Source organism: Mycolicibacterium sp. Y3, assembly GCF_051188035.1.
GTDB lineage: Bacteria > Actinomycetota > Actinomycetes > Mycobacteriales > Mycobacteriaceae > Mycobacterium > Mycobacterium fluoranthenivorans.
The window spans coordinates 1,186,484-1,200,220 of sequence record NZ_JAVQLT010000001.1; the positions used below are offsets into that span (position 1 = coordinate 1,186,484).

The 13,737-nt window shown below is 69.2% G+C and carries 13 protein-coding genes; 7 read left to right on the forward strand and 6 right to left on the reverse strand.

What is annotated here, in order from left to right; translation table 11 throughout:
- Positions 1-3: 3 nt before the first annotated feature.
- From purL to QN239_RS05840, 3 genes are read left to right on the forward strand one after another with little or no spacing between them, the layout of a single operon-like run.
- Complete coding sequence (gene purL / locus QN239_RS05830; RefSeq protein WP_499008639.1) at positions 4-2,313, forward strand: phosphoribosylformylglycinamidine synthase subunit PurL; 2,310 nt, start codon at positions 4-6, stop codon at positions 2,311-2,313.
- Positions 2,310-4,028, forward strand: a complete 1,719-nt coding sequence (locus QN239_RS05835) for an alpha/beta hydrolase (RefSeq protein ID WP_499008640.1) — start codon at positions 2,310-2,312, stop codon at positions 4,026-4,028. Before purL ends, QN239_RS05835 begins: the two co-directional genes overlap by 4 nt.
- Positions 4,028-4,657: an Rv0804 family intramembrane glutamic endopeptidase gene (locus tag QN239_RS05840; protein ID WP_499008642.1), complete on the forward strand. Its 630-nt coding sequence runs from the start codon at positions 4,028-4,030 to the stop codon at positions 4,655-4,657. The genes QN239_RS05835 and QN239_RS05840 overlap by 1 nt, the downstream gene beginning before the upstream one ends.
- Here QN239_RS05840 and QN239_RS05845 read toward each other — a convergent pair.
- Together QN239_RS05845 and QN239_RS05850 are read right to left on the reverse strand one after the other, a co-directional pair.
- Positions 4,654-5,076, reverse strand: coding sequence for a PPOX class F420-dependent oxidoreductase (locus tag QN239_RS05845; protein ID WP_499008643.1), 423 nt, complete (start codon positions 5,074-5,076; stop codon positions 4,654-4,656). The genes QN239_RS05840 and QN239_RS05845 overlap by 4 nt on opposite strands.
- 40 nt (positions 5,077-5,116) lie before the next feature.
- The gene (locus QN239_RS05850; RefSeq protein WP_499008645.1) at positions 5,117-6,328 is read right to left on the reverse strand and encodes an MCE family protein; all 1,212 of its coding nucleotides are present in this window, start codon (positions 6,326-6,328) and stop codon (positions 5,117-5,119) included.
- A gap of 17 nt (positions 6,329-6,345) precedes the next feature.
- Here QN239_RS05850 and QN239_RS05855 point away from each other — a divergent pair, with 17 nt between their 5' ends.
- Positions 6,346-6,729, forward strand: coding sequence for a sterol carrier family protein (locus QN239_RS05855; protein WP_499008646.1), 384 nt, complete (start codon positions 6,346-6,348; stop codon positions 6,727-6,729).
- Positions 6,730-6,733: 4 nt separating this feature from the next.
- Here the strand turns inward: QN239_RS05855 and QN239_RS05860 are convergent, their stop codons facing one another.
- Positions 6,734-8,068: a DoxX family protein gene (locus QN239_RS05860; protein ID WP_499016605.1), complete on the reverse strand. Its 1,335-nt coding sequence runs from the start codon at positions 8,066-8,068 to the stop codon at positions 6,734-6,736.
- A 193-nt stretch (positions 8,069-8,261) separates the two neighbouring features.
- On the opposite strand from QN239_RS05860, the gene purF reads away from it, so the two are divergent.
- On the forward strand, positions 8,262-9,797 hold the full coding sequence (purF, locus tag QN239_RS05865; RefSeq protein WP_090354453.1) for an amidophosphoribosyltransferase: 1,536 nt from the start codon (positions 8,262-8,264) through the stop codon (positions 9,795-9,797).
- Between the two features lie 21 nt (positions 9,798-9,818).
- Here purF and QN239_RS05870 read toward each other — a convergent pair whose 3' ends face one another.
- Positions 9,819-10,262: a cupin domain-containing protein gene (locus QN239_RS05870; RefSeq protein ID WP_499008647.1), complete on the reverse strand. Its 444-nt coding sequence runs from the start codon at positions 10,260-10,262 to the stop codon at positions 9,819-9,821.
- Positions 10,263-10,351: 89 nt separating this feature from the next.
- Here QN239_RS05870 and purM point away from each other — a divergent pair, with 89 nt between their 5' ends.
- Positions 10,352-11,428 (forward strand): phosphoribosylformylglycinamidine cyclo-ligase, encoded by a 1,077-nt coding sequence (gene purM / locus QN239_RS05875; RefSeq protein ID WP_090354455.1) that lies wholly within the window; start codon positions 10,352-10,354, stop codon positions 11,426-11,428.
- Between the two features lie 37 nt (positions 11,429-11,465).
- On the opposite strand, the gene QN239_RS05880 is transcribed toward purM, so the two are convergent.
- Positions 11,466-11,648 (reverse strand): DUF3073 domain-containing protein, encoded by a 183-nt coding sequence (locus QN239_RS05880; protein ID WP_090354456.1) that lies wholly within the window; start codon positions 11,646-11,648, stop codon positions 11,466-11,468.
- A gap of 151 nt (positions 11,649-11,799) precedes the next feature.
- Complete coding sequence (gene ygfZ, locus QN239_RS05885) at positions 11,800-12,879, reverse strand: CAF17-like 4Fe-4S cluster assembly/insertion protein YgfZ (protein ID WP_499008650.1); 1,080 nt, start codon at positions 12,877-12,879, stop codon at positions 11,800-11,802.
- A 41-nt stretch (positions 12,880-12,920) separates the two neighbouring features.
- Between ygfZ and QN239_RS05890 the strand changes: the two genes are divergently transcribed.
- Positions 12,921-13,715, forward strand: a complete 795-nt coding sequence (locus QN239_RS05890; protein WP_499008652.1) for an aminodeoxychorismate lyase — start codon at positions 12,921-12,923, stop codon at positions 13,713-13,715.
- Positions 13,716-13,737 lie beyond the last annotated feature (22 nt).

The window sequence follows — 13,737 nt, forward strand, 5'->3', positions numbered from 1 at the left end:
CCGGTGACCTTTGGTAACAGTCCCGAAGTAGACACCGTCGAGCGGGCAGCCACCACCCCCGAACATCCGCAGCCCTACCGTGAGCTCGGTCTCAAGGATGACGAGTACCAGCGCATCCGCGAGATCCTGGGCCGCCGACCCACCGATGCCGAACTGGCCATGTACTCGGTGATGTGGAGCGAGCACTGCTCCTACAAGTCCTCCAAGGTGCACCTGCGCTACTTCGGGGAGACGACCACCGACGAGATGCGGGCCGGGATGCTGGCCGGCATCGGCGAGAACGCCGGCGTCGTCGACATCGGCGACGGCTGGGCCGTCACCTTCAAGGTCGAGTCGCACAACCACCCGTCGTACGTGGAGCCCTATCAGGGTGCGGCCACCGGCGTCGGCGGGATCGTCCGCGACATCATGGCGATGGGCGCCCGCCCGGTGGCCGTGATGGATCAGCTGCGGTTCGGGGCGGCCGACGCGCCCGACACCCGGCGCGTGCTCGACGGGGTGGTCCGCGGTGTCGGCGGCTACGGGAACTCACTCGGCCTGCCCAACATCGGCGGCGAAACGGTGTTCGACGCGTCGTATGCCGGCAACCCGTTGGTGAACGCGCTGTGCGTGGGCGTGCTCCGCAAGGAGGATCTGCACCTGGCGTTCGCCTCGGGCACCGGTAACAAGATCATCCTGTTCGGCGCCCGCACCGGTCTGGACGGTATCGGCGGTGTGTCGGTGCTGGCATCGGAGACCTTCGGCGGCGACGAGGGATCCGGCCCGGGCCGCAAGAAACTGCCCGCCGTGCAGGTCGGTGACCCGTTCATGGAGAAGGTGCTCATCGAGTGCTGCCTGGAGCTCTACGCGGCCGACCTGGTGGTCGGTATCCAGGACCTCGGTGGCGCCGGATTGTCCTGCGCCACATCCGAACTCGCATCGGCCGGAGACGGGGGTATGCGGGTGGAGCTCGAGACGGTGCCGCAGCGCGCCGCGAACATGACCCCGGCCGAGATCCTGTCGAGCGAATCCCAGGAACGCATGTGCGCCGTCGTCACACCGGAGAACGTCGAAGCGTTCCTGGCCGTCTGCCGCAAGTGGGAGGTGCTGGCCACCGTCATCGGGGAGGTCACCGACGGCGACCGCCTCGAGATCACCTGGCACGGTGAGACCGTCGTCGACGTGCCGCCACGCACCGTCGCCCACGAAGGCCCGGTATACCAGCGGCCGGTCGCGCGCCCCGACACCCAGGACGCGCTGATCGCCGACACCACCGCCGCGCTGCCCCGCCCGGTGACGGGCGATGAGCTGCGCGCCACGTTGCTTGCGATGGTGGGCAGTCCGCATCTGTGCAGCCGCGCGTTCATCACCGAGCAGTATGACCGCTACGTGCGGGGCAACACCGTGCTCGCCGAACACGCCGACGGTGGTGTGCTGCGCATCGACGAGGCCACCGGCCGTGGCGTCGCGGTCTCCACCGACGCCTCCGGGCGCTACACCCAGCTGGACCCGTACACCGGAGCGCAACTCGCGCTGGCGGAGGCCTACCGCAACGTTGCCGTCACCGGCGCCACGCCGGTGGCCGTGACGAACTGCCTGAACTTCGGCTCGCCGGAGGACCCGGGTGTCATGTGGCAGTTCTCGCAGGCGGTCCGGGGGCTCGCCGATGGTTGTGCCGCCCTTGGGATTCCGGTGACCGGCGGCAACGTCAGCTTCTACAACCAGACCGGCAGCACCGCGATCCTGCCCACCCCGGTGGTCGGGGTGCTCGGTGTCATCGATGACGTGACCCGCCGGATCCCCACCGGTCTGGGCGCCGAGCCCGGTGAAACCCTGCTGCTGCTGGGCGACACCCATGACGAGTTCGACGGCTCGATCTGGGCGCAGGTCACCGCCGACCACCTCGGCGGCGTGCCCCCCAAGGTTGATCTGGGCCGCGAGAAACTGCTGTCGGAGGTGTTGACCTCCGCCTCGCGCGACGGACTGATCTCGGCCGCGCACGACCTCAGTGAGGGCGGTCTGATCCAGGCCGTCGTGGAGGCGTCGCTGGCCGGCGAAACCGGTTGCCGGATCATCATTCCCGACGAATTCCTGGAAGGCACGGGTCCGTTCACGTTCCTGTTCTCCGAGTCGTCGGGCCGGGTGCTGGTCGCTGTGCCGCGCACCGAGGAGAGCCGGTTCCGGTCGATGTGTGAGGCGCGTGGCCTGCCGGTGCAGCGCATCGGGGTGGCCGACGAAGGCAGCGACTCGCTGGAGGTGCAGGGTCAGTTCACCGTGACGCTCGACGAACTGCGCAGGACATCCGAGGGCGTGCTGCCCGGGTTGTTCGGGTGATCGAGCGGACCGGTTACCACCACCCCCTTCTGGTGTGGGCCTGGAGCCTGGTCCGCCTCGATTTCGTCGGCGTCGCGTTCGGTGCACTGTTCTTCTGTCTGTCGCTGACCCCGTCACTGTTGCCGCGGGACTGGCTGTTCGCCGGCCTGATCGGTGGCATCAACTCGGCGATCGGTTACGGCATCGGTGTCGGCGTCGGAAAGCTGCTGTACCGCTTCGTGCTTCGGCACCGATCCTGGTGGCCGCCGTCTCCGCGGGTGACCCGGGTGCTCAAGGCCGTGATCGTGACCGCGTCCGTCGGGTCCGCGTTGCTGGTGCTCATCCCGGCCGCGGCGTGGCAGCGGCAGGTGTCGGCGGCGATGGGCATCGCGGGCCCGGGCACCGCCAGTTACCTGCGCACGCTGATCATCGCGCTGCTGGTCGGCGCGGCCTGTGTGGGGACCTGGCGAGTGCTCATCGATGCGGTCAAACTGCTGGCCCGGCTGCTGATCCGGCGCTGGCACCTGCACCACGAGGTGGCGTTCTTCATCGGAACCGCCATCGTCGTGGTGCTGATCATCACCCTCGTCAACGGTGTGCTGTACCGCGGCTTCCTGATCGGCGCGAGCAGCGTCTTCCAGCCGCAGAACTCGGCGACACGGGCCGGGGTCAGCCAACCGCTGGAGCCGGAGAGATCGGGCAGCCCCACCTCTTTCGCGTCCTGGGACGGCCTCGGTTACCAGGGGCGCAACTTCGTCGCCGGCGGCCCCGATGCCGGCGAACTCACCCGGGTCAACGGCACCCCGGCTCAGGAACCCATCCGGGTGTACGCCGGTCTGGAGACCGCCGACACCGATGAAGGCCGGCTGGCGGTGCTGCTCAGCGAGCTGGAGCGCACGGATGCCTTCGACCGTAAGCTGCTGGTGATCATCCCGACCACGGGCACCGGATGGATCAACCCGATTGCGGCGCGTGCCATCGAGCTGATGTACAACGGCGACACCGCCCTGGTCGGTATGCAGTATTCGTATCTGCCGAGCTGGATTTCGTTTCTCGGCGACCGGCAGAAGTCGGTGCAGACCGGCCGGATGATGATCGACGCGATCCACGACCGCTGGTCGAAACTGCCGCCGGAGCACCGGCCCAGGCTGGCGTTGTACGGCGAGAGCCTAGGGTCGCTGGCCGGGCAGGGCGCCTTCGGCTGGTTGCCCGATATCGCCGCGATGGACTTCTCCTCGGTGTTGTGGGTCGGGCCCCCGAACGAGAGCGCGTTGTGGAGCGGTCTGGTGCAGCGGCGCGACCCGGGCACCCGCGAGGTCGAACCGCGCTACGACAACGGCCGCACGGTGCGGTTCTCGCAGGCGCAGAATGCGGACCAGATCGCGCGGGTGGCCGCGGCACCGTGGGACGGCACCCGGGTGCTGTTCCTGCAGCACGCATCCGACCCGATCGTCTGGTGGTCGCCGAAACTCCTGTTCTCCCGGCCGGATTGGCTCACCGAACCGCCCGGTGCCGATCGCACGGCGTCCATGCGCTGGTATCCGATCGTGACGTTCTGGCAGGTGGGTGCCGATATGACCAATGCGTCCGGGGTGCCCGGCGGGCATGGCCACAACTACGGCGACTCGGTGCTGGACGGCTGGGTGGCCGTCGCCGCACCGCAGGGCTGGACCCCGGCGGACACCGAGCGGATCCGCGACGCCCTGCACCACGACGACGCATCCGACCAATACTGATGTCCCACAGAATAATTCGGGCCATTGCGCTGGCGGCCACCGTGGCGGCGGGCAAATCCGCGCTGACCCGCGCGCCCGTGCGCGTCGCGGCGGGTACCGCCCTCGTGACCTGGAGCGGGGCCCGGGTCGGGCTGCGCGGCCCGGCGGTGCGGTCCGGTATGCGCTTGGGCCTGGCCGTGGCCGCCCCGATCGCGGTGGGTACCGCGGTCGCGGCGGCGCTGCCACCGGTGCGGGCCGGCATGGCGGCGCGGCAACTACCCGCCGATCCGGCGCGCTGGCTGTTGGTGCGTATCCCGGTGGCCACCGTCTGGGCCGAGGAGGCGGCGTTTCGGGGCGGGCTCGGTACCGTCACCGCGGCGGCTTTCGGCCCCCGGACCGGCCGGCTGGTGCAGGCGATCGCGTTCGGCCTCAGCCATATCGGCGACGCCCGGCACCCCGGCGGGCGGGAGCGTAGCGACTCGGGGGAGGGACTCGTGTGGGCCACCGTGTTGGTGACGGCCGCCGCTGGATGGGCCTTCGACTGGCTGTACCGCCGCTCGGGCAGCTTACTGGCACCGATGCTGGCGCACCTGGCCATCAATGAGGCGGGCGCGGTGGCCGCGCTGGTGGTCCAGCGGCGTCATCGCTAGGCGTCGCGGATATCGGGCACCAGGTCGTGCGGTTCGGTGTCCTGATTGGCGATGCCGAAACTGATGATCCGCCGTGGCGTGACCCTGATGATGGCGGAATCCAACGGGTCGCCGGCCGGCCCGGTGCGGGTGGGGACCGTCGCCTGTTCCGCGGTGCCCCGGATCTCCAGGCAGCGCACCCGCCACGGTTCGCGCGAGGCGATGTCATCGACGACGAAGGCGACCTTGTCGTTGCGGGCGAGGTTGCGGAACTTGCGGCTGGACGACATCCGGTAGCCGGCGATGTCGATGGTGCCCAGCTCCGCGTTGTAGGTGAAGCCGACCGGGCTGTTCTGCGGTGTTCCGTCCGGCCCGATGGTCGCCAGGCGACCCAGTTCCGCGTTGTCGAGGAACGCGATCTCGTGCGGTGTGAATGTCATGAACCCACGCTAGGAGCTCAATGAAGGTTGAGGTCAACCCTCACGGATTGATGGTGGGCTCGCCCACCTGGCGGCCCCACACGTAGTCGGTGAAGATCGGCGAGCCGAACTCGAAATGGTTGTACGGCGCGATGGACAGGCCGGTGTCCATCACCAGATATGGTGCGGGCCAGAGGTCTTTGGTGATCTTCTGCCAGCAGCCGGGCTTGCCTTCCGGACCGCCGTGGGCGTTCACCCGGGGCAGGTTGTCCGGGTACACGTACGGGTTGGGCAGGCCGAACCCGAACACCGTGCCCGCCGAGTCCAGCGAGTAGCCGTTGTCGCCGCCGAACGTCGATGCCATCAGCGGTGCGACGTCGTAGTAGTTCCGGATGGTGCACAGCAGTTGCGGACTGTAGACGTCGAACACCTTCGACGTCGATATCAGATCCTGGGCGCCGCGCGACAGAAACGGTCCGCCTCGCTCCAGGATGTCGCCGGCGTTGTCGCCGAACCCGACCGCGGCCAGCAGCGCCCGATCGATGGCGCCGCGTTGGTCGTTGAGCGTGGCGGCGGTGCGCACCGCGGCGGCCAGTCCGTCGAACAGGTCGGGGCCGGCGTCGGTGTAGCGATCGGCCAGCGTGGCCCATGACCGGGTGCCATGCCCGAACTCGTCGGTGCGGGCGATGAAATCCGCGAGGATCGCGTTACCGTCCTGCAGGGAGTTCCCGAACTTGGCGCCCATCCCGTCCAGCGCCTCCGCGGCCGCGGTCAGCGTCAGGTTCAGCTTCACCGGGTCGACCTGCTCGGAGATGGCCATCACCGTCTCGAACAGGGTGTTGAACTCGGTGCTGACCCACGTTGCGGTGATCTCGCCGTCAGGTGAAATGTGCTGTGGCGAAGGGGTTTCCGGCGACCTCAGTGCGATGTACTTGTTGCCGAACACGGTGGTGGCGTTGATATCGGCGGTGACGTTCGACGGGATGAGCGGCAGGTAGCGCGGTTCGATCTGCACCGCCAGCCGGGCACGGGGCGTCCCGTCGACATCGGCGGGGGAGATCGCGCGCACCCGGCCGATCTCCACCCCGTTGAAGGTGACCTTCGATCCCGGATCCACTCCGAGGCCGGCTCGCGGCGACAGCACGGTCAGTTCCACGCGGTATCGGAACTCGCCCCGGAACTGCAGAGAGATGACGACGGCCAGGCCGGTCAACAGTGCCAGCGCGACCGCACCGACCGCCCGATACGGCGGTGCGAAGCGCTCGGCTGCCACATTGCGACACTAATGGGATGGTGGCGCGCCGAACGGCAGATCCGGAACAGACGCGGGCCGCGGTGCTCGCGGTCGCGGACTGGCTGCGCGATGACAGCCGTCCGGCCCCGGAGCGGCCCGTTCTCGCCGCTGCGGTCAGGCTCACCGCGCGCACCCTGGCCGCGTTGGCCCCCGGCGCCAGCGTCGAGGTCCGGGTGCCGCCGTATGTCGCCGTGCAGTGCATCGCCGGCCCCCGGCACACCCGCGGCACCCCACCGAATGTGGTCGAGGCGGATCCGCGCACCTGGCTGCTGCTCGCCACCGGGCTGCTCGATATCGACTCGGCGCCCGGGATGACGATGTCCGGTTCGCGGGCCCGCGAGATCGCCGGCTGGCTGCCACTGGTGCCGCTACCGGACTGACGAGTCAGCGGAAGTACGGGTACTCCTGTACCCAGTGAAATCCGCGGTTACGCAGCGGAAAGCTGTCCGGGTCCAACCGGTCGAGTTCGATGATCGCCGGTGCGCCCCGCAACGTGCCGGTCAGTGTCAGCCGGTCCGGGCCGTGCCGTGCGTAGGTGAACCTCGCGAACGGTGTCGGGTCCGGGGCGGGGGCGGACGTGCCGTCGGGCGGGGGCAGAGGAGTCGTGAGCACCAGGGTGTGGGCGCCGGCCTCGACATCGGCGGGTGCGGTATGCAGCGAGCCGTCCATCGCCTGGAATGTCGCGGCCCCGATCTGATCGAAAACCAGTTTCTGCCAACGCCTCGCGTCGGTGGTCAGCGGCGGCAGCGGCTGACCGTCCAGACTGAACGAGCTGACTGACCAGACGCCGTGTAGCTCGGGCTCGGGTCGCCCGCCGCCGTAGCTGCTCCAGGCCTGCCAGCCCTGCAGCAGCAACCCGGCCAATACCCAGACGCACAGGGCCAGTTGCACTCTGGTGGTCCATCGATTGGCCCGGGCACTGCTGAACAACGGCGTCACGGTGACGGGTCCGCAGGCGCGCTCCAGCACGACGGCGTCGAACAACCGCCGGGCCCGGGGTGCGAGCAACACCAGACTCATCAGCAGCAGATGTCCGGACAGGATCTTGACCGGCACGTCGAAGGTCATGTTGAGGATGAACACCTGCGCCATGCTGAGCAGGGCGACCAGCGCACCCAGGGTGGCGGTGCGCGGCACGAACAGCAGCAGGCCTGCGAGCATCTCGACGGCCCCGAGCAGAACCTCGTACGGCGGCGAGCTACCCACCTGCAGCCACAGCACCGAGGCTGGGCTGAACTCGCCGAACGGTTGCAGCAGGGCGGTCAGCGGCGGCTGCGGCATCTGCGTCGGAATGACCTTGGCGACACCGTAGAACAACATCTGCCCGGCCAGGCAGAGCCGCAGGAAGACGGCGAACCAGGCGGCCAGTCGCGGATAGCCGGTGGCTCGCCGATCAAGTGCGGACCACACGGCCGTGCCCACCACGGCGACGACGAGCAGACAGAACATCGCGATCCAGATGGCGGCCTGATCGCCGCTGCCGGAGCCGGGGCGAAGGTGCGCGTCGACACCGAAGACCTGCCGGCCCACCCAACTGGTGACCGGATCGGTCACCAGCATCTGCCACTGCACCGAACCCTCGGGCAGCAGCATCGCCACCGGCCCGGCGAAGGCGAAGGTGATCTGGGCGAACCACAGGCAGAACAATCCGAAGTACACGACGCAGAACCGGAACGCGACCCGGGTCAGCGGGTGCCAGTCGGCGGGTTCCCCGGTGATCGGGTCGCCCGAGACGGTGTCTTGGCTCACGTCCGTCCACCGTAGTGGCGTGCGGTTCCGGCACCGGAATGTGTTCACCCGCCAAGGACGTTGACGTTCGTGAGTGGGTAATCCGCCGTTCGATTCAGCCAATGACGGGGGTTGCCCGTAAACTGTGTTACGTCACCCACAGCCCCTAGGGAGCAGACTGATCGTGACCGCCGAGCAGATCGAACAGACCGAAGAAGACCCGAGAGAAGAATGTGGCGTCTTCGGCGTCTGGGCTCCCGGCGAAGATGTGGCCAAACTCACCTACTACGGCCTTTATGCGCTACAACACCGTGGCCAGGAGGCGGCCGGTATCGCCGTCGCCGACGGTTCGCAGGTGCTGGTGTTCAAAGATCTGGGTCTGGTCAGTCAGGTGTTCGATGAGCAGACGCTGGCGGCCATGCCCGGCCACGTTGCCGTCGGACACTGCCGCTACTCCACCACTGGCTCCACCACCTGGGAGAACGCCCAGCCGGTGTTCCGTAACACCGCCGCCGGCACCGGTGTCGCCTTGGGACACAACGGCAATCTGGTCAACACCGCGGAGCTGGCCCGCCAGGCTCGTGAAGCCGGGCTGATCGAAACCCGTGGCGCCCCGGCTGCCACCACCGACTCCGACATCCTCGGCGCACTGCTGGCCCACGGCGCGGCCGATGCCACCCTGGAGCAAGCCGCCTTGGACCTGCTGCCGACCGTGCGCGGTGCCTTCTGCCTGACCTTCATGGACGAGAACACCCTGTACGCGGCGCGCGATCCGCACGGCGTGCGCCCGCTGTCGCTGGGCCGGCTGGACCGCGGCTGGGTGGTGGCCTCGGAGACCGCGGCACTCGACATCGTGGGCGCGTCCTTCGTACGCGATATCGAGCCCGGCGAGCTGCTGGCCATCGACGCCGACGGGGTGCGCTCCACCCGATTCGCGAATCCGACCCCCAAGGGCTGCGTCTTCGAATACGTCTACCTGGCCCGGCCGGACAGCGTGATCGGTGGCCGGTCCGTGCATGCCACCCGCGTGGAGATCGGCCGTCGGTTGGCCGCTGAGAACCCCGTGGAGGGTGACCTGGTGATCGGGGTTCCCGAGTCGGGGATCCCCGCGGCGGTCGGCTATGCGCAGGGTTCGGGTATCCCCTACGGACAGGGCCTGATGAAGAACGCCTACGTGGGGCGCACCTTCATCCAGCCGTCGCAGACCATCCGTCAGCTCGGCATCAGGCTCAAGCTGAACCCACTCAAGGAAGTCATCCGCGGCAAGCGGCTGATCGTCGTCGACGACTCGATCGTGCGCGGTAACACCCAGCGTGCCCTCATCCGGATGCTGCGGGAGGCCGGTGCCCTCGAGGTGCACGTCCGGATCGCCTCGCCGCCGGTGAAGTGGCCGTGCTTCTACGGAATCGACTTCGCCACCCCCGCCGAGCTGATCGCCAACGGTTCCAGCGGCGACGAGGACGAGATGCTGGAGGACGTGCGTCGGGCCATCGGTGCCGACACCCTCGGCTACATCAGCCAGCAGGGCATGGTCGCCGCCACCGAGCAGCCGTCATCGCGGCTGTGCTCGGCGTGCTTCGACGGCAACTACCCGATCGAGCTCCCGGGCGAGAGCGCCCTGGGCAAGAACGTCATCGAGCACATGCTGGCCAACGCGGCGCGCAGCGGGATCCCGCTGGAGCCGGCCAACGACAACGCCTCCGCGATCAGAAGGCCCTGACGGCTCCGCCGTCGTCCAACACTAGAAACCGCAGCCGGGATCCGGCGCATCGGTGGCCGGCGGGGCGCCGGCCGGATCGATGTAGACCACCCACATCACCAGCGGGTCCGGACCCAGGTTGCGGCCGTTGTGCACCGGACCGCTCTCCTCGGTGATCGGCGCTCCGGTCGGGTACACCCCGTCCACCGAGCAGTCCGCCCGGAAGTGGGTGAGCGTCCCGGACTCGATCACGCCGAACACCCGGCCCTGATGCCAGTGCCAGCCGGTACCGCCGCCTGGGGCGATGGTGATCTCTTTGGTGATGTAGTCGTGTCCGTCCCGGGTGGCCTGCGCCAGGATCTGCGCCTCCACGCCCACTCCGGCGGTGGCGGACGCCGGTGCGGGCTGGCCCGCGGCACACGCCACGACAGCCCCGGCGGCCAGCGCCGACCAGCGAAATCGGTTCATGAGCGCCCAGAGTGTCATACGTCACCTCGTTGCGTGTGGCCCCGGCAGAATGCCCGGGCCTTACCAGCGGTGTCGGGGCCGGACCGGGAGCGGTAGCCTTTAGCCTGATGAGTCAGGGTCGCGCCGAACAACACGGCATCTCTTATGCAACGGCCGGGGTGGACATCGAGGCGGGGGATCGCGCCGTCGAGCTGTTCAAACCGTTGGCCAAGAAAGCCACCCGCCCGGAGGTCCGAGGCGGTCTGGGTGGGTTTGCCGGACTGTTCGCGCTGCGCGGCGGGTATCGAGAACCGCTGCTGGCCTCGTCGACAGACGGCGTCGGCACCAAGCTGGCCATCGCACAAGCGATGGACAAGCACGACACGGTCGGGCTGGACCTGGTGGCGATGGTCGTCGACGACCTCGTCGTCTGTGGGGCCGAGCCGCTGTTCCTGCAGGACTACATCGCCGTCGGACGTACGGTCCCCGAGCGGGTCAGCGCCATCGTGTCCGGTATCGCCGACGGCTGTGTCCTGGCCGGCTGCGCGCTGCTGGGCGGGGAGACCGCCGAGCACCCCGGACTGATGGAGCCCGACCACTACGACATCTCCGCGACCGGTGTCGGCGTCGTGGAAGCCGACGACCTGCTGGGGCCGGAACTGGTCAGGCCCGGCGATGTGATCATCGCCATGGCGTCCACGGGCCTGCACTCCAACGGCTACTCGTTGGCCCGCAAGGTGCTGCTGGAGATCGACCGGATGGATCTGGCCGGCCATGTCGAGGAGTTCGGCCGCACACTCGGCGAGGAACTGCTCGAACCCACCTACATCTACGCCAAGGACTGCCTGGCGCTGGCATCGGAGACCCAGGTCCGGACGTTCTGCCACGTCACCGGTGGCGGGCTGGCGGGCAACCTCGAACGGGTCATCCCGAACGGACTGGTCGCCGAGCTGGACCGCGGCACCTGGACGCCCGCGCCGGTCTTCGGCATGATCGCCCAGCGCGGTCGCGTGGAGCGTGCCGAGATGGAGAAGACGTTCAACATGGGCGTCGGCATGGTCGCCATCGTCGCGCCGGAGGACACCGACCGCGCACTGGCGATTCTCACCGCACGTCATCTGAACTGCTGGACGCTGGGCACCGTTGCCAAGAGCGGCAAAGGTGAGGCCCGCGCACACCTCGTCGGTCAGCATCCGCGGTTCTGACGGAAGTCAGAACCGCGGGGCTACACCTCTGCGTGAGTCAGCGCCGCCAGTCGTCTTCGTCGGCGTGTTGATCGGCGAAGCCGTCACTGCCCCCGAAGTCATTCTCAGACTCGGCATGTGACAGCTCACGCTGCAACCTGTCGAAGTCGGTTTGTGGCGAGCTGTACTTGAGGTCGCGTGCGACCTTCGTCTGCTTCGCCTTCGCCCGGCCGCGGCCCATGGGGGACCCCCTCGCGCAATAACGGAGCGGCCCAACGCGCAGGCGGCTCCGATCTGTGTGTCTTTATTGTCCTGCGGTCACTTTACCGTGCCGCGCGGCGCCGCGCTGGTAGGCCCTGCCTGTCACAGGTCGTCGGCGCGGCCCGAGCAGCTCAACGGTCACCGCCGCGGAGCCGCTGCAGCGCGATTCGGCCCGCGCCGACGTGGTCATCGGCGGCCACCGAATCCGGATCGATCACCGCGGCCACGGCCACCTCGCCGCCGGTGCTCAGCTCCGTGTCGGCCGGGATGCCTCGCTTGACCAGCGCCAACGCGATGGGACCGTCGTCGACGTGATCCACCACGGTGCCCAGCCGCCCGATCGGCCGGCCGCCGGCGGTCAGTGGGTCCCCGGTCGAGGGCCGGTCCCCGGAGCCGTCCAGCTGCACCAGCACCAGAGCGCGCGGCGGTTTGCCCAGGTTGTGGACTCGGGCGACGGTCTCCTGGCCGCGATAGCAGCCCTTGTCCAGATGCACCGCGCCCTCACCGGGGCCGCCGATCCAGCCGACCTCGTGCGGGATGGTCCGCTCATCGGTGTCCAGCCCCAACCGTGGGCCCAGGGCGGCCACCCGGTGGGCCTCATAGGCCCAGATTCCGGCCGGCCGGACACCGGCCGCCGCGAGGGTGCGCTGCCGGTCGCCGACCATGTCACGCGGCACCACCAGGTCGTATTCGCCCGGGTAGACGCCGCGCAGGAAGCCGCCACCGGGCAGCCCGACCGCCGTCCAGGGGGCGGGCAGAGCGTCGACGCCGAGCGCGGCCAGGACCTCGGGCGTGGCCAGTGCCGGCCCGAGCAGGGAGAGGACGGCCAGATCGGCGGGTTCGACCACCACGTCGGCCCAGAACACCATCTTGCGCAGATAAGCCAGCAGCGGTTCGCCGCGCCACGGCTCGGTGTCCAAAATGGTGACACCGTCGAGTTGGGTCTGCAGCCAGTGATCTTCCACACGGCCCTGCCCGTCGAGGCTGAGGTTCTGCACGACGGTGCCGTCGGTCAAGTCGCTGACGTGCTGGCTGGAGATGGTGTGCAGCCAGGAGCGGCGTTCGCCGCCGGTGAGTGCGAGCACCGCCCGGTGCGACCGGTCGACCACCACGGCACCGTCGGCAGCGGCGCGCTGCTCGCCGAAGGGATCGCCGTAGTGCCAGACGGCGCCGGCGTCGGGACCGTGTTCAGGGGCGGGAACTGCAGACATGCCCCAAGCCTACGGCGCAGCGGTCACTAGGCTCTGGCGTCATGCCCGCCGGTCTCGTCGTGACGCTCGACGGCGACGTGCACGGTCTCGACGAGCCGTTGGTGCGGGTCACCGACCCGGTGCTGACCCACGGTGACGGGGTCTTCGAGACCACCCTGGTGCGCGGCGGGCGGGCCTGTCTGCTGGAAGCCCATCTGAGCCGGCTGGCCGATTCCGCGCGTATCGCGGCGCTGCCGCCCGTCGACCTCGCGCTGTTCCGCACGGCGGCGGCGACGGCGGTCTCGCGGTGGGCCGGGGACGACGCGGTGCTGCGGTTGGTGTACGGCCGCGGCGCGGCCTTCGCCGCGATATCGCCGGTGCCGGACCGGGTGGCCGCGGCCCGCCGCGACGGGGTGGCTGCGGTGACGCTGGATCGTGGACCGGACGGTCCCCTGCATGCGGCGAAGTCGTTGTCCTACGCCGATAACGCCGCGGCGCTACGGGAGGCCGCCCGCCGCGGCGCCGGCGACGCGATCTATGTCGGCGCCGGCGGGCTGGTACTGGAGGGCCCGCGTTCGTCGGTGGTGATCGCTGAGGGCGAAACCCTGATCAGCCCGCCGGCCACGCCGGCGATCCTGCCCGGCACCACCGTGCGCGCGTTGTTCCAGACCGCGCCGCGGGTCGTGTACCGTCCGCTGGCCGTCGCCGATCTCTTTGCAGCGCAAGGTGTTTGGCTGCTCTCGGCGGTGACGTTGGCCGCGCGTGTGCACACCCTGGACGGTGTCGCCCTGCCGCTGGCGCCGCTCGCGGCGCAGCTGGCCGAGTGGGTGGACACCGCCGTCGGCCGCGAATCCTGACGAAATTCGGTTGTCGGGTCCG